22 protein-coding genes and 1 pseudogene are annotated in these 26,579 nt (G+C 57.6%); 7 read left to right on the plus strand and 16 right to left on the minus strand.

The window, feature by feature from the left end:
* Positions 1-57: 57 nt before the first annotated feature.
* From RIF72_RS09095 to RIF72_RS20100, 3 genes are read right to left on the minus strand one after another with little or no spacing between them, the layout of a single operon-like run.
* On the minus strand, positions 58-972 hold the full coding sequence (locus RIF72_RS09095) for a hypothetical protein (RefSeq protein ID WP_309074494.1): 915 nt from the start codon (positions 970-972) through the stop codon (positions 58-60).
* The gene (locus tag RIF72_RS09100; RefSeq protein WP_309074495.1) at positions 969-1,436 is read right to left on the minus strand and encodes a hypothetical protein; all 468 of its coding nucleotides are present in this window, start codon (positions 1,434-1,436) and stop codon (positions 969-971) included. Before RIF72_RS09100 ends, RIF72_RS09095 begins: the two co-directional genes overlap by 4 nt.
* The gene (locus RIF72_RS20100; protein WP_375164207.1) at positions 1,418-1,810 is read right to left on the minus strand and encodes a thiol-disulfide oxidoreductase DCC family protein; all 393 of its coding nucleotides are present in this window, start codon (positions 1,808-1,810) and stop codon (positions 1,418-1,420) included. Before RIF72_RS20100 ends, RIF72_RS09100 begins: the two co-directional genes overlap by 19 nt.
* 1,219 nt (positions 1,811-3,029) lie before the next feature.
* Between RIF72_RS20100 and RIF72_RS09105 the strand changes: the two genes are divergently transcribed.
* Positions 3,030-3,854, plus strand: coding sequence for an alpha/beta hydrolase (locus RIF72_RS09105; protein WP_309074515.1), 825 nt, complete (start codon positions 3,030-3,032; stop codon positions 3,852-3,854).
* Positions 3,855-4,251: 397 nt separating this feature from the next.
* Positions 4,252-5,145, plus strand: a complete 894-nt coding sequence (gene galU, locus RIF72_RS09110; protein ID WP_309074496.1) for a UTP--glucose-1-phosphate uridylyltransferase GalU — start codon at positions 4,252-4,254, stop codon at positions 5,143-5,145.
* A gap of 23 nt (positions 5,146-5,168) precedes the next feature.
* On the opposite strand, the gene RIF72_RS09115 is transcribed toward galU, so the two are convergent.
* The 8 genes from RIF72_RS09115 to RIF72_RS09150 form a co-directional block, all read right to left on the minus strand.
* Positions 5,169-5,603, minus strand: coding sequence for a VanZ family protein (locus RIF72_RS09115; RefSeq protein ID WP_309074497.1), 435 nt, complete (start codon positions 5,601-5,603; stop codon positions 5,169-5,171).
* Between the two features lie 279 nt (positions 5,604-5,882).
* On the minus strand, positions 5,883-6,500 hold the full coding sequence (locus tag RIF72_RS09120; protein WP_309074498.1) for an LPXTG cell wall anchor domain-containing protein: 618 nt from the start codon (positions 6,498-6,500) through the stop codon (positions 5,883-5,885).
* 175 nt (positions 6,501-6,675) lie between these two features.
* Complete coding sequence (locus RIF72_RS09125) at positions 6,676-8,541, minus strand: DUF4012 domain-containing protein (protein WP_375164208.1); 1,866 nt, start codon at positions 8,539-8,541, stop codon at positions 6,676-6,678.
* A gap of 3 nt (positions 8,542-8,544) precedes the next feature.
* Positions 8,545-9,858 (minus strand): UDP-glucose/GDP-mannose dehydrogenase family protein, encoded by a 1,314-nt coding sequence (locus RIF72_RS09130; RefSeq protein ID WP_309074500.1) that lies wholly within the window; start codon positions 9,856-9,858, stop codon positions 8,545-8,547.
* Between the two features lie 39 nt (positions 9,859-9,897).
* Complete coding sequence (locus RIF72_RS09135; protein ID WP_309074516.1) at positions 9,898-11,334, minus strand: sugar transferase; 1,437 nt, start codon at positions 11,332-11,334, stop codon at positions 9,898-9,900.
* Between the two features lie 47 nt (positions 11,335-11,381).
* A complete protein-coding gene (locus RIF72_RS09140) occupies positions 11,382-12,356 on the minus strand; it encodes a GDP-L-fucose synthase (protein ID WP_309074501.1) in 975 nt (324 codons plus the stop codon).
* Positions 12,356-13,384 carry a GDP-mannose 4,6-dehydratase gene (gene gmd, locus RIF72_RS09145; protein WP_309074502.1) on the minus strand — a complete coding sequence of 343 codons (1,029 nt, stop codon included), beginning with the start codon at positions 13,382-13,384 and terminating at the stop codon, positions 12,356-12,358. Before gmd ends, RIF72_RS09140 begins: the two co-directional genes overlap by 1 nt.
* Before the next feature lie 45 nt (positions 13,385-13,429).
* Positions 13,430-14,701, minus strand: coding sequence for a glycosyltransferase family 4 protein (locus tag RIF72_RS09150; protein ID WP_309074503.1), 1,272 nt, complete (start codon positions 14,699-14,701; stop codon positions 13,430-13,432).
* A gap of 650 nt (positions 14,702-15,351) precedes the next feature.
* Here RIF72_RS09150 and RIF72_RS09155 point away from each other — a divergent pair.
* Both RIF72_RS09155 and RIF72_RS20105 read left to right on the plus strand, forming a co-directional pair.
* The gene (locus RIF72_RS09155) at positions 15,352-16,452 is read left to right on the plus strand and encodes a glycosyltransferase (protein WP_309074504.1); all 1,101 of its coding nucleotides are present in this window, start codon (positions 15,352-15,354) and stop codon (positions 16,450-16,452) included.
* Positions 16,453-16,814: 362 nt separating this feature from the next.
* Positions 16,815-16,973: pseudogene (locus RIF72_RS20105) on the plus strand (DapH/DapD/GlmU-related protein); the annotation flags it as partial.
* Positions 16,974-17,081: 108 nt separating this feature from the next.
* On the opposite strand, the gene RIF72_RS09165 reads toward RIF72_RS20105, so the two are convergent.
* The 5 genes from RIF72_RS09165 to RIF72_RS09185 all read right to left on the minus strand — a co-directional run bounded on the left by RIF72_RS09165 (position 17,082) and on the right by RIF72_RS09185 (position 22,464).
* A complete protein-coding gene (locus tag RIF72_RS09165) occupies positions 17,082-18,131 on the minus strand; it encodes a hypothetical protein (RefSeq protein WP_309074506.1) in 1,050 nt (349 codons plus the stop codon).
* A gap of 15 nt (positions 18,132-18,146) precedes the next feature.
* Positions 18,147-19,358 (minus strand): lipopolysaccharide biosynthesis protein, encoded by a 1,212-nt coding sequence (locus tag RIF72_RS09170; RefSeq protein ID WP_309074507.1) that lies wholly within the window; start codon positions 19,356-19,358, stop codon positions 18,147-18,149.
* 105 nt (positions 19,359-19,463) lie between these two features.
* Positions 19,464-20,975 carry a polysaccharide biosynthesis tyrosine autokinase gene (locus tag RIF72_RS09175; protein ID WP_309074508.1) on the minus strand — a complete coding sequence of 504 codons (1,512 nt, stop codon included), beginning with the start codon at positions 20,973-20,975 and terminating at the stop codon, positions 19,464-19,466.
* Between the two features lie 479 nt (positions 20,976-21,454).
* A complete protein-coding gene (locus tag RIF72_RS09180; protein ID WP_309074509.1) occupies positions 21,455-22,003 on the minus strand; it encodes a YdcF family protein in 549 nt (182 codons plus the stop codon).
* Positions 22,000-22,464 (minus strand): Lrp/AsnC family transcriptional regulator, encoded by a 465-nt coding sequence (locus RIF72_RS09185; RefSeq protein ID WP_043806261.1) that lies wholly within the window; start codon positions 22,462-22,464, stop codon positions 22,000-22,002. The genes RIF72_RS09180 and RIF72_RS09185 overlap by 4 nt, the downstream gene beginning before the upstream one ends.
* 171 nt (positions 22,465-22,635) lie before the next feature.
* Between RIF72_RS09185 and pdhA the strand changes: the two genes are divergently transcribed.
* Genes pdhA through RIF72_RS09200 form a run of 3 tightly spaced genes read left to right on the plus strand, consistent with a single transcriptional unit; the run spans position 22,636 to position 26,449 of the window.
* Positions 22,636-23,850: a pyruvate dehydrogenase (acetyl-transferring) E1 component subunit alpha gene (pdhA, locus tag RIF72_RS09190; protein ID WP_309074510.1), complete on the plus strand. Its 1,215-nt coding sequence runs from the start codon at positions 22,636-22,638 to the stop codon at positions 23,848-23,850.
* Positions 23,847-24,935, plus strand: coding sequence for an alpha-ketoacid dehydrogenase subunit beta (locus RIF72_RS09195; protein ID WP_142938199.1), 1,089 nt, complete (start codon positions 23,847-23,849; stop codon positions 24,933-24,935). Before pdhA ends, RIF72_RS09195 begins: the two co-directional genes overlap by 4 nt.
* A 2-nt stretch (positions 24,936-24,937) precedes the next feature.
* The gene (locus tag RIF72_RS09200; protein ID WP_309074511.1) at positions 24,938-26,449 is read left to right on the plus strand and encodes a dihydrolipoamide acetyltransferase family protein; all 1,512 of its coding nucleotides are present in this window, start codon (positions 24,938-24,940) and stop codon (positions 26,447-26,449) included.
* Positions 26,450-26,579 lie beyond the last annotated feature (130 nt).

The raw sequence follows: 26,579 nt of genomic DNA on the forward strand, positions 1-26,579 counted from the left end.
TTCGCTGTACGGACTCCGTGGCACTTTCCCATTGACTGGCCGAAGCTGGCCATGATGTCACGTTCGTTGTCCGACTGTCGCAGGTTTGCCAGCCCTCCGCTTCGCACGCCGCCGGGGCATTAACCGAAACCACGTCCTCGGTGGGAACGCAAAGAATGCGGCGTAGACCAAAAGGTAGTCAGCAAAATCGATACCGAGCGCCAGAAAGACCCCTGCGTGGAACCCAAGGATGACAAGAATGCTGAATCGGAACAACGCCGGGACCAGCACCGCGAGAATGACCCAGCCCTCCGCAAAGATCGTTGCGTAATCCAGTGCTTTCCACAGGAGGGGATAGTCGATGCTGCCGACGAATTCAGTCAGGGGTCCAAGCTTTACAGGGTCCGCGAGGTCGCGTGCAACGTATCCCCTAGTCGCCTGTCGACTAGGGTCAAGCCATCCAGTGAGGACCTTAGGTAGGGCTGCTGTCCAGAGAGCAAAACCAACTGTTGTCGCCCACAGGAACATGGGGAAACCGTTCGCACCCCCCTGCTGCCGACGCGAGTCAAACGAGTACCGCGCACCCCAGCCAGCGAACGCCATAGCTATCGGCAGGGTCTCATAAAGAATGAAGTGATCGACTTTCCCGAACGAGTAGGTCAAGCCGGCACCAAGAATGAGAATGCCAGCCAAGGCGATGGAAACTATCCGGGTTTGGAATCCCACCAAAAGCACGATGGCCAAGACAGCCCGTACGATCTCAAGGCAGATCAGGAACTCCAATGACGGAGTCTCGCTGAAAAGCATGAAGGGCCCCGGCACGGGGTGGAAAAATCCCCCAGGAACCCTCGCTATCCACTGGTAGTCGATAGGGAAGACAAGCACATGAAGCGCGAAGAGGATCCGAAGAATCGACAACATGCGCGGATCCGCCCGATATGCCTCGGTAAGCCTATCGATGTAATCCGAAATTAGGACCGGAAGATTCTTCACAGCTCAATGACCCTTGTTTCGCAGGGACTAATGTTCTCGTATGTTGCGGACCGGATGTCCAGGTCGGCCTTTTTCCAGCAGAGAGAGATCTGCTCCGGTGTCCTGCCACCTCCGAGTTCTCGCGCCTCATTGCTGAGCCACGAGATCGTCTCTTCATCCGGATTACCACCACCGCCCGGCTTGAACATGTAATCGAACGAATAGCGTGCAGACGAGAATCTAAAGTCCTGGAACAGCTCAGTGACATGCGGACTAAGCATTGTTCCATCGGAGTAAGTTATATCGGCCGTGGCAATAACCGTGGGGAACATGCCCGCCTTGTTAGGCGCAGATCCAAAGGAGGGCATCCTTATCGCGGGATACGGCTCCTGGTCGGGAATGAACGACAGCCCAGCTTGAACGACAAGGGCCACGATGAATGACAAGGTGATGATGCTTCGTTTGCTTAGCTTGGCAGCCGACATGCGTCTGTCCCTCCAGGCATGGCGTGCCGGTTTCGGGCTATCACCTTGTACACCTTGGAGGCGACAAGTCTAATTCCCGGCAACAGTATAAAACTACCGGCCGCGATCCAGATGCCGCCCTTGGCTTTCAGAGCATGAGCTATAGCCGATTCTGCTCCTGCACGGACAGACCCGCCGTCGGCCCAATAAGCAGCAGTCTCCACCATCTCTTCAGTGAGGCCAATTGCGCCTAGGTCCTTGAAACTCTGCCAAGGTTTGATTCTCACCTGGCCGCCAGCGGCTAACCATCTCGCAGATCGGGTGCAAAACCCGCAGTCGGCATCATAAATAAGCGTGCGCTCAAGCGCTACGTCCCCCAGAGTCATGTAGGTCATTCTACGTGCAGGGAAGGCGAACAAAAGTGTCCGCAGCGTAACAAAGCCCCCACTGCCCGTCCGAAGGCCAGGGGGTCTTGCCTTTAGTTAGGACTATAGGTAACTGGTCGAGATCAGATTCAGGATCGAGCTTCGACCCAGGATGTTGGCGTACTGAAGTACCGGAGTGCCTTACAAGTCGGGATGCCGTAACGCTCGCTTGCCTCGAATCGGAGAGCGCGCTTCATTGACGCTGGAAATACAAGACGACCGAGGGCATGGAACGACTCTTTCGTGAGTATTCGGCGCCAGCCCTTCCCGCCTCGATCACGGGCACGATAAGGCGAGTGAGAGATCGTCCGAAAGGCACCATGCGCCGGTGCTAGTTCGTTGCCTGGCCCTGCTGACAGACACGGCTGGCGTGGTTATTGGTTGTGGCTTAGCTGCGTTGACCTTCGCCTTCTATGACTGCAGGACTGGCCGTTGCACAACCAACCACACGAAAAGCATCGCGCTGTGATCCGAACCCTTGCCGGGGACTGCCTCGGGCGAAAGCAAGGGCGAATTTAGGCGCCAGCAGCGGGACCCTGGTCATCGTTCCATCCGCAGCCATTAGATGGCGTTCAAAGCGTGTAGCCACGAATCGGGGAATTCGTACTCCGAGGACAAGGCAGGGTAAATACTAGGTCCTAAAAACTAGATGCCCGCCGGCTCGTTATGGGGCAGGGAGTTTGCAGCGGCAGTAAGGCCCCGAACGACTGTGTGAGAACATAGCGGCCCACAGCACGGGTCTCCCGAGCGCCCACCTAGCCGTACTGTATGCCGGTGAAGCACCCGGCCAGGGTACGGGAGTGGTAAGGCGCGTTCTAGCGGGTTGTGAGAGCGAGGCTCACGACTGCGATAGTCGCGACGAGAAGTAACCCAAGACCGACATAGGCCTGCCACTTGGGTCTCGTTTTATGAGGGTTGATGTCTATATACGGCACGCGGTGTCGTTTCCCTTCAAAGAGCAATATTGCTAGTTCTGGTCCGGTGGGTTCTGGTTTGCCAGGAGTGCCCCATGGGTGATGGTTGTGGTGGTTGCAGCGGCACGCCTCTGTTTGGGCAACATTTGAATGAGGCGTGCCGCCCGCATCAGCATATGGCTACTTGTCTGAATGTCTGAATGTTTCATGTGAATTGTCGCGTTCTAGACTCCTACTATCGGGTCTGCGGCCTCATACGGGCGTACGCTTGGGTGATGAAGTCCGAAGTTAGGACTCTCGCGCTGCGTACGGGAATTCAGCTACCGTGTTTGGTTCACGGAGACCTAAATGAAATATCCGAAGACCGCGGCGACCCGCCTCTGTTGCTTTTGCATGCCTGGGGAGAATCTTGGCGCAGTTTCGAGCGGTTAATTGCGTCGTTGTCGTCTCAGGTGCTGGTGGCACCTGATCTTCGCGGTCATGGTCAGGCGGACAAACCTGAGGCTGGCTACTCGCTCAACGCCGTCGTTGAAGATGTTGTTGCGCTCTTAGACGCCTTGGGCATTGAGCGGGCACATGTTTTGGGGTCATCCAGCGGGGGATACGTGGCGCAGCAACTTGCGGTCACGCACCCGGAATTCGTGGCATCGCTCATTCTTGTCGGAGTTCCCCTCAGCCTGCACGTGAGACCTCCGTTTGCTGACGAAGTGGACCTGCTGAATGATCCGATTTCAGAGGATTGGGTTCGCAAAACGTTGTCCTGGTATCGGCTTTTGCATGAAGTGCCAATATCCTATATTGAAGACCGCGTGCAGGATGGGCTCGGCATGCCGGCGGCTGTCTGGAAGGCATCCCTGCGAGGCCTCTACGAGGCTGCACCACCAACCGAGCTGGGCTCTCTTTCAGTTCCCACACTGATTCTGTGGGGTGCGCATGATCATTTAGTACCGCGCCACCATCAAGAGACCCTCGCTGGACGCATTCCCCGTTCGCAATTGAAGATCTACGGATCGACGGGCCATTTGGTGCTCTGGGAGTGTCCGGAACGGGTTGCTGAGGACACGAGAGGTTTTCTTGCCAACTACGTCAGGGATGGATGACTTCCCGGATTGTTTGCACATGACGCTGCAAGCGAGTCTCTTGTGCACGATTGCAATCGTCGTAGAACCACCATTGAATGTTCCCCTCCGTCGCCCGCGCTGCGCTGATTACCTCTTCGCTCTCGAGTCCTTCATTAATTAAGAAATTCGGCATGTTCCCCCAATCAAGAGTGCAGGACGCACTGCTCTCATTATCCTGTATTGGCACTGTTCTTGGCCTCCGACGAATTTGCGGACGTGGCAGCCATGCGTGCAAGGCTGTGTAAGCTGCCCGCATCAAGCTTGGGCAAGGGCCTGGTGCGGGCAGCTCACGCCTAATGCTAAGGCAGCTTGTTAAGTCATTGGCAATACTGGGCAGCTAATTTCGCATTTCATCCGCGAGCTATATGGTTTGTTCATGACTCATTGGGGGAGCACTGTGAGAAAAGCTGTTATTCCTGCTGCTGGGCTAGGAACCCGTTTTTTGCCTGCTACGAAGGCCATGCCAAAGGAGATGCTGCCGGTGGTGGATGCGCCGGCCATCCAGTATGTAGTTGAGGAGGCCGTCAACGCTGGTCTCACGGACGTACTTATGATCACTGGACGCAGTAAGAGGGCTTTAGAAGACCACTTTGATCGCGCTCCCGATCTCGAACAGACGCTGGAAGCCAAGGGGGACGAGGCGCGCCTGGGCGCGGTTCGATACTCCTCAGAGCTCGGTCCTATTCACTATGTCCGGCAGGGCGAGCCCAAGGGACTGGGGCACGCAGTGTTGTGCGGTCGCCAGCACGTGGGGAATGAGCCATTCGCCGTCTTGCTGGGGGATGATCTGATAGACGAGCGCGACGAACTGCTCACAACCATGATGGATGTCCAAGCCGAAACCGGTGGTTCGGTGGTTGCGCTTATAGAAGTTGATCCGTCACAAATCAGTGCCTATGGCTGCGCCGACGTCTCGGCGATCGACGGCGAACGTTTTGTGCGGGTCAATGCCTTGGTTGAGAAGCCGAAAGTGGAAGAAGCCCCGTCAAGGTTAGCTGTTATCGGACGCTATGTTTTGCACCCGGCAGTCTTCGACGTCTTGGAAACCACAGAACCTGGCCGGGGCGGTGAGATCCAATTGACCGACGCGCTTCAGAGTTTGATTTCAATCGATGGCGAGGGCTCTGGCGTCTACGGTGTCATTTTCCGCGGTAGGCGGTACGACACCGGAGACAAGCTTAGTTACCTCAAGGCGGTAATCAGTCTGGCTACCGAACAGGCGGAATTTGGCGAGGAGTTGAAGTCGTGGATGAAGGGTTTATTCAACTGATTTAGGTCTACTGTCGAAAGAAGTCAGCGCGAGGCATCAGCAGCCTGCTGAGCCGTACTTCGGAGAAGTAACCGGGCGCTTGCTATGCCAATAACGGCACCAAGGGTGTTTGTGACAACATCCAAGAGACTTGAAAAGCGTGCAGTAAGAAACAGCAGCTGCCCTAGCTCCATGCATGTAGAAGCCAATAAACCGATGCCCGCTACTTGCCACCAGGCCTTGGCCGGCAGAGCCATTCGGGTAAGAAATCCGAACGGGATGAACATGGCTACGTTGGCGGACGCTTCTACTACGTGGTAGTCGAACCACCGTGGAACACCAACTTCGTGGAGATACCTGAGGACTGCGGCAAGTTCTCCGTAAATGGGTTGATCCACGGGCGTGGGCCAAAAACCAACGACTGCTAGACCAACTATGTATGAGGCCAAGAGAATTCGCCAAGGGAGCGGGTTTTTCAAGCCTACCTTCAGGAAGTTCGTAGGAGAGCGAAAGCACTGATGCTGAACGCAGCTGCAGCAAGTAAACCTAGTAGTAAGTATTGGGGGAAATCCTGCGGCAAGTTGGGTAAGTGGATGCGTGGAAGTTGTAGATCAACACGCCATCCGCGTCTTCTCCAATGTCGCCCCATAGTCCCTATGAATACCACAGCTGGGTCCATGGGGGAAACGGATCAAAACAAAAGGGTGGATTGCCAACAAAGTGCGTTGACAACCCACCCTCAAGTGGCTTGGTCTAAATTATGCTGAAGCCTCGGTGCCCTTTGCCCGACGGCGAGCTACCACGACGGATGCCGTGCCGGCTGCCAGCGCGCCTGCGCCAACGAGGGACCACAGGATAAGGCTGGAGTCAGCGCCAGTGTTGGCCAGCGGCACACCGCCAGTGTTTGCCAGGTTTGTGCCCGTTCCGGTGGTGCCGCCCGTGTTGGAGAGGGCTGCGCCACCGACAACTACTGTTACCGGTCCAACGGTTACTCCGGAGGAGTTGCCCGTTGCAGTGATTGCGTAGGCGCCCGGCTCGTTGATGACGATTGAAGCAGAGAATGCACCGTTCCCATCAGCCACCGTTGAAAGGTTGGACGGGGCCAGCGGAATGCGTGCCGAAACGGAGAGGCTACCAGCGGAGACGCTGCCGCTTGCCGCAGGTGTTCCCGTCGGCGTTACGGTGATGGTGATGCCTTCGCCCGGGGTAAAGCCCGTGCCGCTGAAGACAAATGCTTCGCCCGGTGCCACGGAGGCATCGGAAACGGCGACGGATGTGTTGGGTGCCGGGTAGTTGGCGTTGTTTGCTACGGCCGGAACTGCGCCGAGAAGTGCGATGGAGCCTGCGAGCGTAAGCGCTGCAAGAGATTTCCTCATGTGTGTCCCCCCTGAGACCTTTAAGTGGTACGACGTGGTGTTGGAGATTTCCGAGACCCTACGAGACCGTAAGTGAAATCTCATTATGCTGCCCACGTAGAACTTACCATTCAATGCTTGCAGGCTGCAAAGAAAATCCATACCCGTTACAAAGGATTAACGTGCGCGTCTTTCTCTATTCACAGGATGAGGGCTGTGGAGCCAAGATGACATCCTTGACAGCCTGAGTTGTGGGCGTGACAGCTATTTGAGGCGTCGAGTGCTGAACGATGTGGCCAAAATTGAACTCCAAAGTAGTGCTCTCACCCGGCGCCAGCCTGATGGTGGTTGTACCAACACCGCGTTGGCTATGCCGCTGAGCGGCGAAGGGTATCTTGACACCGTCTCTTACAACTGTGTCAATATTTGCCTGAACTGGACCATAGGCTACAACGTTTGTTTGGACCGCACCGGCCGGAACACCGAACGCACCATCACCTGTCACGTACGTGGGGAGTGAAGTCGCTGCATCGGATGGTGCCGTATTTGTACTCGTCACCCTCACGGCCACCTCGCGGTAACCATCTCGTGTGCAGTCTTTGACCACCTGCACAGTTCGCTGCATCCAGTAGTCCATTTTGGCGCCTGTGCCGTCATTGAAATAGATACCGAACTGAGCTGGAGCGATGGCGGAACCAGAAATCATGCCGCCGAGTGGGTATCGTCCAAGCGTGTCCTGTTCTGCTGTGGAATTCGACCACAGAAGAATCCGGCGTTCCTCAACTCCCTTGGAAAGAGCGTCCATCAGTCGCTTAGCATCTGTAGTTCCAGAGGATAGGGCACCGAAAATTTCTTTAGCTGCGGCGGCGAAGTAGACGTCTTGAAGCTTCGGTTCGTCGATCTTTGCGTAAGCATCCGACAAAAGGGTCTGCACAACGTTCTTACTAGTTAGCTGTGCGGGCAACTCGGATCCGATCTGCTGCACGATAGGGTCCGTGATTGGCACTGGCCCAGTTGCTTCGAGAATAAAGCTCAGGGCGACAGGATCGAGTGACAATACTCCATCCAATTGTTCACCTGAAGTTTTTTCCCACATTGCGCGAGCTGTCTTAGCCGTTGTGGCGAAGTCTGGCGTGAGATTGACGTCCTGCATGAATCTGCCAACGCGAGGGGTGTAGATGGCTTGCTGTTCAGCATCGATCGGTACCGGGGGAATAAAGGCTCCCAAGGCCGCGGCACTTGTCTGCGATTCGAGCTTAAGTTTGCCTTTGTCCACATGGATGACGGCCAGTGCGCCTGGAATCCCTCCAGTGGCCCGGGACTCGGCATTGTTTTGCATAAGGAGGAGATAGCGCCTCGGCCTCTCTGCACCAAGCATGTCAGGGGCCAACCGTGCGGCGTCTGCTGCCGAGTCGAGTTCGCTTTGGAGCGATGAAAGCTTATCCCTAGCGTCAATAAGTGGTTCGGAGACTTGGGGGAGAAGGTTTGCTGTCTCAATGTTGTTTAGACGGCGGGAAGACTCTCGAACCGCATGAGCTGCAGCCTGAACTTGCGGTTCTGCTGTTTTTAGTGGGGTGAGGTTCATGCCATCTGCCGAGGGAGCTAGAGACTTCCAATCGAGCGATTGAAATGCCTTCACAAGGGGAGCAGCTCCAAGGCGCGCCACATCGTCCGCTGAAATTGCCACTTCGGCGGCGGCTTGGAGGTTAGGTCCTACCCAAGGCAAGAGAGCAGTTGCTTTCCATAACGGGTCGTTGGCAGCATCGCGAGCGGCCTTCGTGTGCTGTACCAATGAATCAACGGTTGCAGCCGCAGCTGCGGCATCGTTTGCAGCTATGTCCTTCTTGAGGCTGGGCAGTAGCGCCGTCGCGGCCTGCAACTCCGACTTCACATTGGCCGCTTTCAAGCCAACCCACGAGGATACGCCCAACAATGCGATAGCCAGGGCAGCGGTCCAGATACTTAGCACAATGATCCGGCGCCGCAGTTTTCTCCGGGAACGCTTAGGCCTGCGAGCTGTGCCCTCGTCATCTGCGTTTGTGGCTTGTTGGTTTCCGCTCACTTGCTACGGCCGTCCCAGCCCACGATAGAGCCATCCCGCAGCTCGCCACTTTGCAGGATCCAGGACGTTCCGACCGTCGAGAATTCGTGGCGTCGCAACTGTGCCGGCCAACACATGTGGATCGAGCTCCCGGTACTCCTGCCATTCCGTCAGGAGCAATACGATGTCAGCATTCTGGAGTGCCGCTTCGACGTCTTGTACATATTGAAGTTCAGGAAAGCGACGTGCTGCGTTAGCCAACGCCTTCGGGTCGGTAACAGTCACCACTGCCCCTTGCAATTGCAACTGTGCTGCAATGCTGAGAGCAGGTGAGTCCCGGACATCATCGCTTTCAGGCTTGAATGCCGCCCCAAGTACGGTTACTCGCTTACCTAGCAGTCCGTCGCCACATAGCTCGCGAGTAAGCTCGACCACCCTTGTCCTGCGTCGCATGTTGATCGCATCGACCTCGCGGAGGAATGTCAGAGCTTGGTCGGCGCCGAGTTCGCCAGCTCTAGCCATGAAGGCTCGAATATCCTTTGGAAGGCAGCCGCCCCCAAATCCGATCCCTGCGTGGAGGAACTTCCGGCCGATTCGGTCATCCATACCGATGGCGTCCGCAAGCCGCGTAACGTCTGCGCCGGCAGCCTCACACAGCTCAGCCATGGCATTTATGAATGAAATCTTGGTTGCAAGGAAGGAATTTGCTGCCGTCTTGACCAGTTCGGCGGTGGGCAGGTCGGTCACCAGACGCGGAGTGCCGCTCGCAAGCGGCGACGCATACACCTCATCCAAGACGGCTACGGCGGCATGTTCCTCTGAGCCATCGCTCACTCCGTATACGAACCGATCAGGGTGAAGAGTGTCGTCGACGGCGTGACCCTCACGCAAGAATTCGGGGTTCCAGACTAGGTGCGCATCTGGTTGATGTTCTGAGATCAAGGATGCGAGCCGCGCGGCTGTCCCAACAGGCACGGTTGATTTTCCGACAACGAGGTCACCGGCAGCCAGGTGGGGAAGAAGCCCAACAGTTGCAGCGTCCACGTATGTCATGTCGGCACCGTTTTCCCCCTTCTTCTGGGGCGTTCCGACACAAATGAAGTGGACATCGCTGCCCGCTGCAGCCGCCATATCGGTGGTGAACGAAAGGCGTCCGGTCTCCTGAACGTCCTCGAGCAGTGCTTCAAGGCCAGGCTCGTAGAATGGGGCTCTCGCAGCTGACAGATCAGCAATCTTGCGGGCATCCACGTCGATTCCGACGACTTCATGACCTAGCTTGGCCATACAGGCAGCGTGGACAGCGCCGAGGTAGCCACAGCCAATAACTGAAATACGCATTCGATTGGTTCCTTCCGCAGTTCTCTGCGCGGTTATGTGCTAGTAAGCGCCTGTGCTGTGGAATACAGCACGGACTGTGCGGAGAATGATTACGAGGTCGCCAGCCAGCGACCAATTCTCGACGTAGTAGAGATCCAACCGAACCGAATCCTGCCAAGACAGGTTTGAACGGCCGCTGACTTGCCAAAGTCCCGTCAATCCGGGCTTAACCAGGAGGCGCCTTCGGACATCGTGCTCGTAAGCCTCGACTTCCCGGGGCAACGGCGGTCGGGGACCAACAAGGCTCATGGAGCCGGCCAAGATGTTGAACAACTGAGGAAGTTCGTCCAAGCTGTACTTGCGTAGGACTCCCCCAATGCGCGTAATTCGGGGGTCATCCTTGATCTTGAAGAGCAGTCCGTTGCCTTCATTGCGCTGCTGGAGCTCAGCCAAACGCGCTTCCGCATCTACGACCATGGAGCGGAATTTGAGCATTTGGAAGTGCTTTCCTTCCATGCCTACGCGGTCTTGTTTGAATAAAACAGGACCTTTGCTGTCGAGCTTCACAAGTGCTGCGATCACGAGCATCGGCAGCGCAGCCAAAATAATGAGAATCCCCGAAACCACTATGTCAAAAAGACGTTTAGCCACGCGTTGCCCGCCCTCGAGGGTAGGCGTCGTCACGTGGATTAGGGGGAGCCCAGCAACCTGCTGCGTGTGAATTCGCGGCCCTGCGATGTCTGTAAGTGCTGGTGCCATGATCAGCCCGACGTTTCGAGCTGCCAGTTCCCAGCCCAGATGGCGGATGGTTTGGGGATGGAGCTGCACGCCGGCGGAGACGGCGACCGCATCTGCATTACATTCATCGATGGCGGCGAGAACGGACGCTGTGTCTGCCTGATGGCCGAGAATTGGAAGCCCAGATTCGGGTTCGATGCTCGGAGTCTCGACGACGCCGGGAGTGTAGGCTGCCACGGGAAGATATCCCGAGTGCTTTGCTCCGTGGAGTGACGACGCTAGGTGTGCTACGGCACTTGGACCACCCAGCAGAAGAAGCCGGGACATACTGTGACCTTTTTGTCTTGCGACGCTGAGGTGTTGGCGGAGCAACCACCGGGCGAGAAGTAGCCCAGCCAACCCGACCGGCAAAGCTATGCCCACGTATCCTCGAGCTGTTTCGATTCTCAGTGAGTAGGAAATGATGGCAACAAGGCCAAAAAGCCACAGTGAGGCCGCTGCCACACGCTTGTATTCGTCCGGCCCGGCTCCGAGAATTCGGCTCTGTCGGCTGTTCCAAGCGCCCAGCATGAACCACCACACGACCGCAAGGGCAATAGAAACCCACACGTAATTGGGTTCCTGACCTGAAATGACAAAGTCAGGTTCGAATCCGAAACGAATCACGTAAGCGCCAACTACTGCCCAGATAATGACGAACGCGTCTGCAACCCGGAGTCTTCGGGATGCCTGTATTTGCCACGCCTTGTCGCGACTCAAAAGAGTCCCCCCACTTCCGGTATCAAGAACCATGAACCCAGCGACAACTAGCTACGGACTTGTCCGTGCTTTGAGCGGTACCAAGCGACAGTCGAACGGATACCTTCTTCAAGACCAATGGATGCTTTCCATCCCGCCTGGGCGAGATTGGATACATCAAGGAGTTTCTGAGGTGTGCCGTCGGGCTTTGACGTGTCCCACTCGATGTCGCCTTCGTATCCGACCGCATTCGCGACAATTCCGGCAAGGTCTTTGATGGTCACGTCAGAACCGGTCCCAACGTTGACTTGCTCCGGACCGTCGTAGTTCTCCAACAGGTGAAGGCACGCCGAGGCCATGTCATCCACATGAAGGAATTCTCGGCGAGGTGAGCCCGACCCCCAATTCGTGACGCTGGAGACGCCTTCTGCCACAGCCTCGTCGTACCGACGAATAAGGGCTGGAAGGACGTGCGATCCCGTCGGGGAAAAGTTATCGCCAGGTCCGTAGAGATTAGTAGGCATTGCAGAAATCCATGGCAAGCCGTACTGACGGCGGATCGCTTGCACATGCATGATGCCTGCGATCTTCGCGATCGCGTAGGCGTCATTTGTAGGTTCCAGATGTCCGGTAAGCAACGAATCTTCACGGATCGGTTGATCAGCAAACTTCGGATAGATGCATGAAGATCCCAAGAAGAGTAAACGTTCTGTACCATGTTCGCGCGCAGCATCAAGCACGTTTACCTGGATCCTCAAGTTGTCGCTGAGAAAATCCACAGGGTATGTGCTGTTGGCGAGGATGCCGCCCACTTTGGCTGCGGCCAAGGCTACGTAGCGAGGCTTGTGTTCTGCAAAGAAGGCAAACACATCGTCCCGATTTTTTAGATCGAGTTCGGAAGAAGTTCGTCCGAGCAAACGTTCGAAACCCTCTGCCTCCAGCCTGCGCCAGATTGCAGAACCTACGAGTCCTCGGTGACCCGCCACGTAGAAACTTGCATCCCGGTCAAGCGGACCAGGCCGGAACTCAACTGAATCGGTCATCAGCTCTTCCAACTCTCAAGGTCCACCGTGTCGATCCAGTGGTTGCCAGCGTGCTTAAGTGCTTCGATATCAGCATCTACCATGATTCGCGCCAGTTCGGGCGTTTCGACGGTGGCTTTCCAACCAAGCTTTTCGTGAGCCTTCGATGCGTCACCTACAAGGGCATCGACTTCGGTGGGACGCAGGTAGCGCTCATCGAAACGAACGTGTTCTTCCCAGTCCAAACCTGCGTGCTCAAAGGCGATCTGCAGAAAATCACGAACGGTGTAGTTGCCGCCAGTCGCCAAAACAAAGTCGTCAGGCTCGTCTACCTGAAGCATTCGCCACATACCCTCGACGTATTCTGCGGCATAGCCCCAGTCGCGGACGGCATCGAGGTTGCCCATGTAGAGAAGGTCCTGCTTTCCAGCCTTAATGGCTGCGACGGCGCGGGTGATCTTTCTCGTCACGAACGTTTCGCCGCGACGCGGCGATTCGTGGTTGAACAAGATTCCGTTGACTGCAAACATGCCATAGGCTTCGCGGTAATTCTTCGTAACCCAGTAGCTATAGACCTTTGCAGCACCGTAGGGAGAACGCGGGTAGAAGGGCGTTTCTTCGTTCTGGGGGGGAGGCGTCGCCCCGAACATTTCCGATGAGGAAGCTTGATAAAACCTTGTGTTAATTCCGGACATCCGCACTGCTTCAAGTAGCCGGATGGAACCGATGCCGGTGGTGTCACCCGTGTGCTCGGGTTCGTCGAATGACACCCTCACATGGGATTGAGCAGCAAGGTTGTAGACCTCGTCAGGCCTAATTTCTGCAATCAACGTCACCAGACGGGCACCGTCGCTTAAGTCACCGTAGTGCAAGAAGAGTTTTGCGGTCGGGTCATGAGGATCAACATATAGATGATCGACCCGCGCTGTGTTGAATGTCGAAGCCCGTCGAATAAGACCGTGGACTTCGTAGCCCTTCTTGAGAAGAAGCTCGGCCAGGTACGACCCGTCCTGACCAGTGATACCAGTAATTAGCGCGCGCTTTACCATGGATCCCCCCATTAGAGAATTTGTGCGTTGAAGAGTCGGGTGGGCCTAGCGGCTCCGTGTCGAGACGATGCTCGACAGGAACTCATCATAGTGGGCGATTGCGGTGTCCTCGGACAATGTGACTTGCCGAAACCTCAGGCCGTTGGCGGCCATGTCCTGTTTTTCTTGTGTTTCTTGGGATAGCCGTTCGAGTTCCTCTACTAATTTTGCGGGAGAGGCTGCATCGACGCGCAGGCCACCACCTGAGGCGGCTATTTCTGCGGCAGTTACACTCCCATCGTCTGTTGCGGCAACTACTGGTACTCCAGCGTTGAAATAGGAGGTGAGTTTGCTTGGTACGGCCATGTCTTTGACACCGGGCAGTTCGTTGACAAGCAAAAAGTCAGCCGCGGAGAGCGCGACTTGGAATTCATCCCCAGGTAGAGGATCCAAGAAGTCGATCCGCCGTAGACCGGAGGCCATTTCCTCAAGCTTCCGCCGCTGGTTGCCGTCACCCATGAGCACGAACTTCAGTCGGCTGTCAGATTCTTCCGCGATACGAGCTGCATCAATGACGTTTTCCAGACCTTGCTTCATTCCCATGTTGCCGGCGTGCAACACCACGACGTCGTCCGGCTCCCAAGCCAATCTTGCGCGCATTTCTTGCTGCCCACTGACAGGAGCAGCAGGCAGGTGTGTCCAGTTCCTGATTACTTTCACTCGTTCCGGCGCAACCGAAAGTGAATCTACGATGAAGTTTTTAAATCGGTCGTGGATCGCGGCAACTCCATCCGCTCCCTGAAGGATTGCCGACTCGAAGGCGCCCATGAGTTTGGCTACAAGACTCCCACCGGACCTGGTCTCCACGATGCCTCTGCTGTAAATGTCCTGTACCCAGAGTCCTACTGCGGGGCGGTTTGGTCTCAGTCTGGTCCGGGCGATGGCCATCCCGCTCGAAAATAGCGCTGGGCTCACCACCAGTACTGCGTCTGGCTTGTTCCACCTGGCGAACATCACACGTAGCCCAAAGCTCAGCTCCATATGCATGCGATTGACGAGGGTTGGTTTCCTGGGGACGTAGTGCCGGAGCCTCTTAACGCGTACTCCATTTACGAGCTCCGAGCGCACCCAACCAGTGTATTCGGGGCTGCGTTGCCACATCGGATAATGTGGGTAGCCGGTGAGCACGGTAACTTGGTGACCTGATGCGGCGAGCCCCTCTGCCAAGCTCGTCGTGTAGGGCGCGTTGCCTGTGGGCTCAGGGGAATAGTTGAGTCCTATGATTGTGACTCGGAGCTTGGGATTGTTCACAGTCAAAGAATATGCTGACTCTGTCACAGTTGTGTAAACAACTCTACATATTTGTTGAGAGGCGCAATGGACGCATCAGAGAAAACGGCTACGGGCGCGGCTGCGGACGTACCTGTAATCGACTTGGCAAGCGCTCCGGGGGAGCGGGCGGCTTGGAGTCGTCCTAAGTCACAAATCTATCTTTGGGCTATCGCCGAACGGCTCCTGGTCACAAATTCCTGGCAGATCAGCTCCAGACTGCGTACCGCCGTACTGCGGAAGTTCGGGGCTAAGATCGGCTCAAACGTCACTTTCCGTCCGCGCACTCGCGTGTCGTTCCCCTGGAACCTGAGTATCGGCGATAACTGCTGGATAGGTGAAGGTGTTTGGTTTCACAATCAGGACCTTATAACCGTTGGAGATAATTGTGTTATTTCACAAGAAGCCTTCATAACGACCGGGAGTCACGCCCTTCGTACCGACATGGCCCTGATGACCAGTCCGGTCACAATCGAATCCGGCGCGTGGGTAACTTCCCGTTGTATGGTTCTGGGTGGCTCGACTCTGGGTGCCTCGTCCGTGGTAACCCCCAATACAGTTGTGCCGGCGAAGACCGTCGTACCTCCCAATGCCATCTACGGAAGCCCGAACCGTCCTCAGGTTCTGGACCACCGCTTCGCAACGAAAAGTGACCGACCTTGAAGTCTGAAACATCTCCCAGTCAATATGCCCTCTTTCTGGCCGTGCTTCCGAAGTATCGTCAGGCTTGCATAGACAGCCTTATAGGTTCGTTGGGTGACGACTTGAAAATACTCGTCTCCGAGAGTCACTTGGACGAAACAGTAAAAACTGGAATCTCACCGGAGCTGTATCGCAGAGTCCCTATGGCTCGATTGTTGCGCAAGAAGTTCTTCATTCAGGGGGGCGTCCAAAATGTAGTGGGGACTCCGAATCTGGTGCTGGATCTTAACCCTAGGAGTCTCTCATCATGGTGGCTCCTTGTGGTGCGAAAGGTACTGCGTGGTAAGCGCACCTTGGTTTGGGGGCACATCCATCCTCAGGCGGGCTCGGATGCCAAGACTGCACCGCTGCGACTAGCAATGAGGCGGCTCGCTGACGGAACAATTTCGTATACCTACAGGGATAGGGCAAAGGCATTGGCCGACCTGCCAACGGAGCCCGTCTGGGTTGCCCCTAACTCTCTGTACCCGCTCGACTTGATGGTGCCACCCGCGACGCCAGGTCTTCAGCGTAACTCTGTACTTTATGTCGGACGCTTTGAGCCGGCCAAGAAAGTTGATCTCTTGGTGCGTGGTTTCGCTATAGCTGCCGCCTCCCTTCCTGAGCTCCGCCTCACCCTCGTAGGGGGTGGCAGTGAGCAGGCGAAGTTAAAGGATCTGGTCAATCAGCTAGGAGTAGAAGAAAAAGTCAACTTTGCTGGCTGGATAGATGAACCGGAAGCTCTGAAGTCTCATTACAGTACTGCGATAGCAACGACATCGACTGGCTTTGCTGGCCTGGGTTTGACCCAAAGCCTTGGCTTTGGTGTGCCCATGATTGTGGCAAGGGACGAAAACCATTCCCCTGAAATCGAGTTGGCCGACTCTGGTGGCGTGACTTGGTTTGAATCAGATTCTGCCGAGGCCCTGGCGGAATCGATCCGTGAAGCGTGGCACAAACGTGAGCAACTTCCCAATGCGTCCATTAGCGAATTCACGAAGAAACGATATTCCGCTGAGGCGATGGCTGACGGACTCCGTACAGCACTCCAAGGCTTACCCCAATCCCTTCCTGACTGAACGGACTATGCCCCAATATGACACGATCGACTAGGTCTGCTATTCCACGTCCCCTGACTCGAGCCGCGCGCCGTCTGCTGACGTTACTTGCCACGCGTGGAAATGTGACCCACGGCGACAACTTCAGAGTCGGTCGGGGTGCCATTGTGTCGCCTCCGCACCGTCTGGAGATCGGCTCTGATGTTGCGATCGGCCCGAGATCAGTAATCCAAGTTGACGGCAAGTTTGGCGACTTTGTCATGATCGGCATGCATGTGCAAATCATCGGACGCAATGATCATGCAATTGATGAAGTCGGAGTGCCCATGATCCACGCGACATGGGTGGGAGACCGTGCCCAGGAACCTAGGGACCGTGTTGATATTGGGAACGACGTTTGGGTTGGTGCGTCGGCTATCATCCTTGGGGGCGTGACCGTCGGGGAGGGGGCCGTGGTTGGAGCGGGCTCAGTTGTCACTAAGGACGTGGCACCCTATTCCATAGTCGTGGGCAACCCGGCCAGGAAAGTTGGTGACCGTTTTGCGAGCGGACTTGATGAGAAGCAGCACAGCGCGGCAATTTCCCGCGCATGATGCGACAAGGTTCGTGAGCAAGCGAACGGCGACTATGGGTTCGCCGTTCGCCCTCGCTCACGAGTAGTCCGGAACTTTGGATGAAATGTAATTTCCGAGGGCAGTGCCAGCGGCTTTCGCCGAGTTGCCCAAGTCTTTGCGGTCATCTTCGGTTCGGCCTAGGAACGCGAAGTCCGGGTCCTCTAAGACCAAGCTGTCGAAGTCAACCCAAGGCTTCAAAGTCGTGGGTATCTTGTTCTGTTTCTCTTCGTGGAGTGCAACTGGGAAGGCTTGGTGGGCCACTCCGAACAGCAGGGAGTGCAGGCGGTTGCTAACTACCGCATGGGAACGAGAGTAGTAATGCTCGATCACTTCTTCTTGCTCGATGTGCGTCCTGTTTTCCCAGAGAACGGCCTCTATGCCCAGAAGCTTGCTTAGGTCCGCATGGCGTTTGTCGTCGCGGCGTACCTGGGTAATTAAGACGGGCTTCAGCCCGCGCGCATGGCTCTCGCTGACTAAGGAAGCTAAGCCGTCAAGGTTGACGTCACGATCGCTTCGGAATGACAGAGCAACGATATCCCGTTCTGCAGCAACAGTGTCGTTATCTAGGGATGCATTGCGAAGGAAGGCCATATCCGGCATGACGTCAGCGGAACGTCCGAGTACAGGCGCGGAAGCGGTATCACGCATCGCGTAACTGGTAGCCATGGCACTCAATGCCCGCTCAAGCGCAACTGAAACACGTCCGGAACCTCGAAGCGAACGTCCAATCACGCTGAGCGAGCCACCGCGAATCCGTACAAACGCGCAAAGACCGAGAACCGCAGCAGCCTTGGCCAGTGACTTTGGAGAGTCCGTGAGGATGTGTGGTCCAGGTGCATAGGCCAAGCTAGCCCGTCCTAGAAGAGCATTGCGCATTACCACTATCTGGAACGCCATGGGATTCGAGATGACCTTAGCGCCAGGCGGCAAATGGAATGCATCTATGTACGTCTGGGGCATGCTTCCAGCGAACACAACCAGATCGTATCCGCGCTGCAAGAACTGCTCGATAAGTTGACGTCGGATTTCGACGTCACCCAGATTATCCGACTGTGCTGCAATGCTGATGTGTAGTGTCTTTGTCATCTTTTCCTCAGGAAGTTAGGCGCGCTTTCTGAACCAGGCGAGTATGCCGATCGCAAGGATTAGGGCCTGAAATGTGAACGATGCGGCAAGGCCTGTAGCTGCCCCGATAGCACCAAACTGAACTGAACCCACTGATGCGCCCAAAAGGCACACAACGGTCGTGCCGACTGCAGTTTTTGCGACAAACTTTTGTTTACCGACACCTTGAAGGATTGATCCGAAGAGGGATGCGGCGGCCGCAAATACGAGTCCACCGATTGCTAGTTGTATGGGTACTACTGCACCACTATAAGCGTCACCCAGGAACGTAACGACAAGCCACGGGGTAAAAACTATGATCGCCGAGTAGAGAATGCCTAAACACAGGCACACTCCAAGGGTAAGCGCGACCAAACGACGAATCCCTCGTGGACTTGCCTTAGCCGCAGCAGGCAGGATGACTGTAGCCAAGGACGTGGATAGAATCCGCATCGGCCCGGTCGTCCTACTGGCCACGCCATAGAGCCCCGCTTGAAAAGGGCCGGCCACTGCAGAGACTATCGCTGAATCCAAATTTCTGGCCTGAGTTCCTAAGGAGTTGATCCAGTATGGGCGAGCAATCGAAAGAATATGTTGGCGGCCATGCTCGATCCTACGAACCATAATTAAGCCCGCCACGTAACGCCTGACGGCAACGGACGACGCTAGGGAAGCCATTGCGAGCGACACAGAAAACGCAAGGATGGCTGGGACGTTGAGGGCAACCATTGCTGCGTAAAGGCCAAGAGCAGCCGTTCTACGAAGCACAAGATTGACTGTATTGACCTTCGCGTCGCCGTCCGCCAACGGGACCCCCAGCCATGTGTCCGCCTGGCGCTCAGCGCCAACCCAGACAGCGAGGGGCAGCATCATGAAAAACACTGGGTTCAAAAAGAGCCCAGCGCCAAGGAGGAGCACCGCAGCAGCAGCCGACAGATAGAGGGCATTTACGTCGGCCAGTTTCAGGGCATCCGTGACGATGGGATTGTGCTTTTCGGAAGCTCGTTCTCGGACGATCAATGTGGAAAGTCCAAAATCAAAGCCTGTTTGGATTACGGTGGCAATGCCGAAGGCAGCTCCAAGAAGTCCAAATTCAACAGGACCAGCGTTACGGGCAACGAGTACGAATGTAACGGTCTGTAAAAGCGCTCCAAGTACCCGGCCCGCGGACACCCATAAGAACTGTCCTGCTATTTTTCGTCTGGTCACTGGCCACCGGCCGGCATGTCATCGAAGGTAATTCTGCGGGGCATCACGCGGCTCCCGGACAAGCCTGTTGCCCTGCCTGAAATAACCGGCCGCGGATGGCCTGCGCTATTCAGGACGGTGGCTTGTGCGCGCATAGATGTCGGCGTCTTCCGGTTCGCCGCCGCCGCCGAGGAGTCTGCGCCCTGCTGAACTTTGTGCCTCAGGCGCACCTGCTGAAGCTTTGCGCCGATTGTTGCGAGCAGTCCGGTTGGATTCTCGGATCTCCGTCGCGTCATAGGTCGTGTAACTGTACGCGTATGCGTCTGGGCCCTTAGTGGGCAAACGGTTGAGGACGACTCCCAGCAACCTAGCCCCTACCATCTCCAATGATTGAAGGGACTTTTGAAGGACATGATGGGTCAGTTTTTGTGCCCCGACGACCATGACAACACCATCAACAAACTGTGAAAGCACTGCAGCGTCCGTGACAGGTAGAAGTGGCGGCGCATCGATAATTATTGTGTCAAATGACTGCCCGAGTCGCAGAAGGAGCTGCTGCATTTCCTCCGAGCCGAGAAGTTCGCTCGGGTTGGGAGGGATCTGGCCGGACGTGAGCACGTAGAGATTTTCGTCGCCCCAAGGCTGCAAGAGATCCGCTACATCGGCCTCAGCGACCAAGGCAGTTGTTAGGCCTGCGTTTCTGTCCAGGCCGAGATATGTGTTGATCATCGGTCGCCGGAGGTCAGCGTCAATAATGCAAATTGTCTTGCCGGCCTGCGCCAAAGAAATGGCCAAGTTGGTAGCGGTAGTGCTCTTGCCCTCTCCGGGCACCGAGGACGTGACGAGGATTGTTTTCGTTTTGCCACCGACGTTGGCGAACTGGAGATTCGTGCGGAGCTGCCTAAAGGACTCTGAGCGGTGAGATTGCGTCGCGGATTGCGTCAAAAGCGGTGTCTTAGCCGCCTGAGGATCGAAGGAAATTCCACCAAGAACAGGGGCGTTAGTGACTCGACGCAGGTCAGCTTCACCGCGGATTCTGCTATCCAAGGTCGACCTCAGAAGGGCGGTTCCGAGGCCCACAGCAAGACCGAGAAGTAGGCCAACGGCCAAGTTCACGCGGACATTAGGCGCGGAGGGCTGGGCTGGCGCCACAGCGGGTGTGACGATGGACAGCCGGATCGGTGAAACACCGTCAGTGGAGGGTTTTTCCAGATTCTCGACTGTCCGGATGAGACTGTCACCTACAGCCTGAGCAATTGCTGCCGACTGAACGGGTGATTGGTCCGTCACCGAGATGTTGATGAGAACAGTGTTGAGGTCTGTGGTCGCTTTGATTCTTGATGCCAACTGGACCGGGGTTTCATCCAAGCCAAGACTGTCAATAGCTGGTTGAAGAACCACAGGTGTTGTTGCGGTTTTAACGTATGACTGCACGCGCGCCTGGCTGAACGTGTTTCCTTGCTGCAGTTCCTGCACAGACCCCGAGTTCTGAATGGCAACAAAAAGCTGCGTCTCAGACGTGTAAGTGGGCTTGATGAGCACAGTTGCTATGCCTGCACAAAGTAGCCCCAAGAGCGTCAGCGCCGTTATCAGAATCCAGTTGCGCCTAAGAACGCTCAAGTAGTCACGAATTTCCAAAGTCTGGGTCCCCTTGTTTTTGCGGTCGTGCTTTAGTCAGCAGGCGCTTCCCGGCCACATCCAGCGTACGAGTCCTGATCATTGTAGCGGTCGTCGGTGTCACGAATGTTTCATCTTCGTTCAGCACATGACACAAAATGACGGGTTCGTATGTTGGGCGGCAGTGAAGGCTGTCCGAACAGCGGATGACTCACATGGCGTTCATGCCTTGAGATCTCTGACCGTGATGAAACTCTACAATTCAACCTTCGAGAACCGTACTGAGCGACCACTATTTGTCTACGAGGATCGTACTGGGCTTCGTCACTTGGAAAATAACTTCTTTGCTGTAGTCGGGGGAACGTCTATCCGTAGCGTCACATCGCGGCTGGCCCAGCCAACACGCTGCGTTACAACGTCATCCACGCCCACACGCAGCAACTCCCAAATGGCCTCAATCGAGCGGTCCGCCGTTAGCCCGACACTATTCCCCAGAACGCCTAGCACTCCGGCCGCACCCACACATCCAACACCCCGCCCGTTTCCACCACGAACCGCCACACCCAGGCAGCGGGGGAGAGCTGCGGCTCTGTACCGACCATGTGCACGTCGGCTGCAATGCACTGCTTCATCAGCGTGCCGGCTCGTTGAACGTGATAGTCGGACGTCACCACGGTCACGGACGTCCAGCCTCGCTCCGCCGCAAGATCGCGGAGTCGTGCGGCCTCGCCCCTGGTGTTGAGCGGATCCGGACGGAAGCAGTCAAGGTGAGTGACGCCGTCGTGCTCTTCACAAAACTCATCCGAACCGGCGTTGGCGGGTAGACCGGTGGTGACAACCACTAAGTCCTGGATTCCCAATTGGTCCCGCAAGGCGAGGCCCACCGGGAGTCGTTCGTTGCTCATGCCGCCGAGGACCACAATGGCGTCGGTTCGCGGGGGAGTGGCGTGGGGCGGGTTGTGAAAAAGCTGGAAGGCGGCGATCAGCCACAGGACACCCGCCAGGACGCAAGCCACCAACGTCCAGGCGAGCTTTCGTTTGAACGTCACCGGGTATCTACGTCCTCGAACACCAGGAAGGTTTGGGTGTCCAGGATGCCGTCCATGGATTGCAGTTGATCGAAGATCACACGGCGGAGGTGGATGTTGTCGGTGGCGCGGACCAGGAGGATGACGTCGAAGTCGCCGCCCACCAAAGCGATGTGGTGGATCTCCGGGATGGCCCGCAGCTGTTCCTTCAACTCGCGCCACGAGTGCTGCTGAACCTTCAACGTCACGTAAGCCGAGGACCGAAGGCCCGCTTTGATGGGATCCACCAGCGCCGTGAACTTGGTCAGCACACCCTCGCCCGTGAGCCGGGCGATCCGCGAGTACGCGTGGGCGCGGCTGATGTGGACGTTCTCGGCCACCTGCGTGATGGACATGCGCCCATCAGTGGTCAGCTCGCGAATGATGTCCCGGTCCACACTGTCCAGCGGTACGGCGGTCTGCTCCGCCTCGGCCTCGCTCACTGGCTCTCCAATTCGTCTACAGCACGGGCACGTTACCCAGCTCACAATTGCAATTCGTCTTTCAGAATACCCAGTTTAGGCAAGGGCTTCCATGATTCGGCGGAAAGCTGGATACGAAACAGAGCCGGGGAACATACTGGAAGCACATAGTGGCTAGAGAAGGACGGACCAATGACGATCCACGCAGACCACTCTGCGCCGGAAACGGCTGTAGAGGACCCAGCTGCTGACGTTCGGACAAAATTCGGCATCAGCGTTGAGGACTACATGCTCCCCGCCCGGCACCAGATCCAAATGGTGAACCCGGACGGCACCCTCCGCTCCCATGACGAGCAAGGCACCGAACCCGGCCACGAGTACCCCACCCCCAGCGACGCTGAACTGATGGCCGCTTACGAGCAGCTCGTCGTCGGGCGTCGCGTCAACGACCAGAACTCTGCGCTCGTCCGGCAGGGCCGCATGGCCGTCTACCCCTCGAGCCACGGCCAGGAAGCCTGCCAGGTTGCAGCTGCCATGTGTCTCAGCGAAGGTGACTGGCTGTTCCCCACCTACCGTGACGCCGTCGCCGTCATGACCCGCGGGGTGGACCCCGTTGAGGTGATGACCATCTTCCGCGGCGACTGGCACGGCGGGTACGACCCCAAAGAGCACAACGTCGGCATCCAGTGCACTCCGCTGACCACCCAGCTGCTGCACGCCGTGGGCGTTGCCCACGCTGCCAAGCTGCGCGGTGAGAACACTGTAGTGATGGCCATGTGCGGCGACGGTGCCACCAGCGAAGGCGACTTCCACGAGGCACTGAACTTCGCCGCCGTCTTCCACCTGCCCGTCATCTTCTTCGTGCAGAACAACAAGTACGCCATCTCCGTACCGCTCAGCCACCAGTCCGTGGCGCCGTCGCTGGCCCACAAGGCTGTTGGCTACGGCATGGCCGGCGAACGCGTTGACGGCAACGACCTCGTCGCGCTGCTCGCCGTGATGGACCGCGCCGTAAAGCTGGCCCGCGAAGGATCCGGGCCGCTGCTCATCGAAGCCCACACGTACCGCATGCAGGCGCACACCAACGCCGACGACGCCACCCGCTACCGTCCGGACAGCGAAGTTGCCGAATGGCAGGCCAAGGACCCGCTGGCACGCATGAAGTCGTACCTCACGGACAAAGGACTGCTGGACGATTCCGCTTCGGAGCGCATTGCTTCGCATGCCGAGGCCGTCGCCACTCAGCTTCGCGAAGGCCTGGGGGAGGACGTTCCGGTGCAGCCGCTGGACCTCTTTAAGTACGTCTTCCACAAGCAGACCCCGCAGCTGAAAGAACAGTCCGAACTACTCGCCAGCGAACTCGCCCGCGCCGAAAGCGCTAACACCGGATCGGAGAGCGCAAAATGACCGTCACCACTACCGTTAACGGCAACGTCAGTGCAGCCACCGCCAGCGCCGCCGCCTCCGCCGCGGCCACTGCCGAAGCCACCGGCCCGCAGAGCCTCACCATGGCCAAGGCGCTCAACACCGCCATGGCCGACGCCATGCGCGCCGACTCCTCCGTCCTGGTATTCGGCGAGGACGTGGGCATGCTGGGCGGCGTCTTCCGCATCACCGACGGCCTCATGGCCGAATTCGGCGAACAACGCTGCTTCGACACCCCGCTCGCCGAATCCGGCATCGTCGGCATGGCCGTGGGTATGGCCATCAACGGCATGCGACCCGTCATCGAAATGCAGTTCGACGCCTTCGCCTACCCGGCCTTCGAACAGATCGTCAGCCACGTAGCCAAAATGCACAACCGCACCAAGGGCAAGCTCAAAATGCCCATGGTCATCCGTGTGCCCTACGCCGGCGGCATCGGGGGAGTGGAGCACCACTGCGACTCCTCCGAGTCCTACTACGCCCACACCGCCGGCCTGAAGGTCTACACCCCGGCCACCGTGGCCGACGGCTACCGGATGCTCCGCGAAGCCATCGACTCCGATGACCCCGTGATGTTCATGGAACCCAAGAAGCTCTACTGGTCCAAGGACCAGGTGGACTTGGGTGCCCTGCGAGCAGAGCACGACGCCGGCACCTCCACCGAGGGCCGCGCAGCTGTTGCCCGTCCCGGCACGGACGCGACGCTCATCGCCTACGGTCCGTCCGTCCCCACCGCGCTCGCCGCTGCCGCTGCCGCCGCCGAAGAGGGCCGCTCCCTGGAAGTCATCGACGTCCGCACCCTCGTCCCCTTCGACGACGAAACCGTCTGCGCGTCCGTACGCAAGACGGGACGCGCCGTCGTGATCGCCGAAGCCCACGGATTCGCGTCCGTGTCCTCCGAGATCGTGGCCCGCGTCCAGGAACGCGCATTCCACTACCTCGCCGCGCCGATCCTCCGCGTGACCGGCTTCGACGTCCCGTTCCCGTCTCCCAAGCTGGAGCACTACTACCTGCCAAGCGTCGACCGTATCCTCGACGCCGTCGACGACCTTCAATGGGAGGACTGACCATGAGCTCAGATATGCAGGTCTTCAAACTGCCCGACTTGGGGGAGGGCCTCACCGAGGCCGAACTGGTGAACTGGCTCGTTGCCGTGGGTGACGAGATCGTGGTTGACCAGCCCATCGCCGAGGTTGAGACCGCCAAGTCCATGGTTGAGGTGCCCTCGCCGTACGCCGGCACCGTTGCCGAGTTGCACGGTGAGGCCGGTCAAACGCTCGACGTCGGCAAGCCGCTGATCTCGATCGCTCGCGCTGGTTCTTCCGCTGGCTCTGCCTCGGGTTCTGGTTCGCCCGCTGCCGTTCCTGTTCCTGTTCCGGCTGGTTCTGTGGATCCTTCTCCGGTGTCCTCGGGGCTTGACGCTTCGCCGGCTGTTGAAGCTGCCGCCGAGACGTACCGGACCGAGGAGAAGGCCGGCTCGGGCAACGTGCTGATCGGCTACGGTACGCCAGGGGGAGTCACCGGTGGCCGGACCCGGCCGCGGAAGACGAGTGGTTCTGCTGATCCTGTTTCTGCTCCGGTTGCCGTTGCTGAGCCGGTGATGGAACCGGCTGTGGCTGGGACGCGTATCCCCGGCAAGCTCAGTGCTGTCATCTCGCCGCTGGTCCGCAAGATGGCGCGCGACCACGGTGTCTCCCTTGATGCGATTGAGGGCTCGGGTGCCAGCGGGTTGATCATGCGTAAGGATGTGGAGGCGGCTATTTCTGCGCCGGAGGCACCTGCTGCTGTTTCTGCTCCTGCTGCTTCTCGTGTTGCTTCTCCCGCTCCCGCTCCCGCTTCTGCTGATGCGGGTGCCGTTGACGGCCGGACTGGTTTGGCTGTCTCGGCGCGGACGCCTGTCCGTGGGGTCCGCAAGGCTGTGGCCGCGAACATGACCCGCAGCCGCTCGGAGATTCCGGAAGCCACCGTTTGGGTGGACGTCGATGCAACGGCACTGCTGGAAATGCGGGCCGAGCTCAAGAAGCGCGCCCCGCACGATACCCCCGGTCTGCTGGCCTTCATCGCCCGGTTTGTCACGGCTGGGTTAAAAAGGTACCCGGCCCTGAACACGCGCTTTGAGACTGCTTCCGATGGCTCGCAGGAAATCGTTGGCTTCGACGGCATCAACCTCGGCTTCGCTGCCCAGACCGACCGCGGACTCGTTGTCCCTTCCGTCCAGAATGCTCATGAACTGAGTGCCCGCGAACTGGACGCAGAGATCCGCCGACTCACCGCCGTCGCCCGTGACGGAAAGGCGACCCCCACCGAACTCGGCTCCGGCACCTTCACGCTGAACAACTATGGCGTATTCGGTGTGGACGGCTCGGCCGCGATCATCAACTACCCCGAGGTTGCGATGCTCGGCGTGGGCCGCATCATCGACAAGCCCTGGGTGGTCAACGGTGAGCTGGCCGTCCGCAAGGTCACCGAACTGACCCTCGCCTTCGACCACCGAGTGTGCGACGGCGAAACCGCTGCCGGCTTCCTCCGGTACGTCGCCGACGCAATCGAGAACCCCGGTGGTGCGCTCGCCGACATGTAACCCCCGACGCTCGTTACCTTTTTCGTAGCCTGTTTCCTGGTGCAGGATATGGGTGTGCTGGCCTGCTGATCCCGGCATGATTGCGTCGCTCTGTCGATCCGATGATCTTGAGAGTGTTGTCACCGGGGTT

Origin of the sequence: Paenarthrobacter sp., assembly GCF_031180005.1 — a bacterium.
Taxonomy (GTDB): Bacteria; Actinomycetota; Actinomycetes; order Actinomycetales; family Micrococcaceae; genus Arthrobacter.

What these genes read in the sequence shown, in the direction of transcription:
- RIF72_RS09100 (WP_309074495.1), bottom strand. Translation starts at nt 1,436, where the DNA reads ATGTCGGCTGCCAAGCTAAGCAAACGAAGCATCATCACCTTGTCATTC.
- RIF72_RS20100 (WP_375164207.1), bottom strand. Translation starts at nt 1,810, where the DNA reads ATGACCTACATGACTCTGGGGGACGTAGCGCTTGAGCGCACGCTTATT.
- RIF72_RS09105 (WP_309074515.1), top strand. Translation starts at nt 3,030, where the DNA reads ATGAAGTCCGAAGTTAGGACTCTCGCGCTGCGTACGGGAATTCAGCTA.
- galU (WP_309074496.1), top strand. Translation starts at nt 4,252, where the DNA reads ATGACTCATTGGGGGAGCACTGTGAGAAAAGCTGTTATTCCTGCTGCT.
- RIF72_RS09120 (WP_309074498.1), bottom strand. Translation starts at nt 6,500, where the DNA reads ATGAGGAAATCTCTTGCAGCGCTTACGCTCGCAGGCTCCATCGCACTT.
- RIF72_RS09130 (WP_309074500.1), bottom strand. Translation starts at nt 9,858, where the DNA reads ATGCGTATTTCAGTTATTGGCTGTGGCTACCTCGGCGCTGTCCACGCT.
- RIF72_RS09140 (WP_309074501.1), bottom strand. Translation starts at nt 12,356, where the DNA reads ATGACCGATTCAGTTGAGTTCCGGCCTGGTCCGCTTGACCGGGATGCA.
- gmd (WP_309074502.1), bottom strand. Translation starts at nt 13,384, where the DNA reads ATGGTAAAGCGCGCGCTAATTACTGGTATCACTGGTCAGGACGGGTCG.
- RIF72_RS09165 (WP_309074506.1), bottom strand. Translation starts at nt 18,131, where the DNA reads ATGACAAAGACACTACACATCAGCATTGCAGCACAGTCGGATAATCTG.
- pdhA (WP_309074510.1), top strand. Translation starts at nt 22,636, where the DNA reads ATGACGATCCACGCAGACCACTCTGCGCCGGAAACGGCTGTAGAGGAC.
- RIF72_RS09195 (WP_142938199.1), top strand. Translation starts at nt 23,847, where the DNA reads ATGACCGTCACCACTACCGTTAACGGCAACGTCAGTGCAGCCACCGCC.
- RIF72_RS09200 (WP_309074511.1), top strand. Translation starts at nt 24,938, where the DNA reads ATGAGCTCAGATATGCAGGTCTTCAAACTGCCCGACTTGGGGGAGGGC.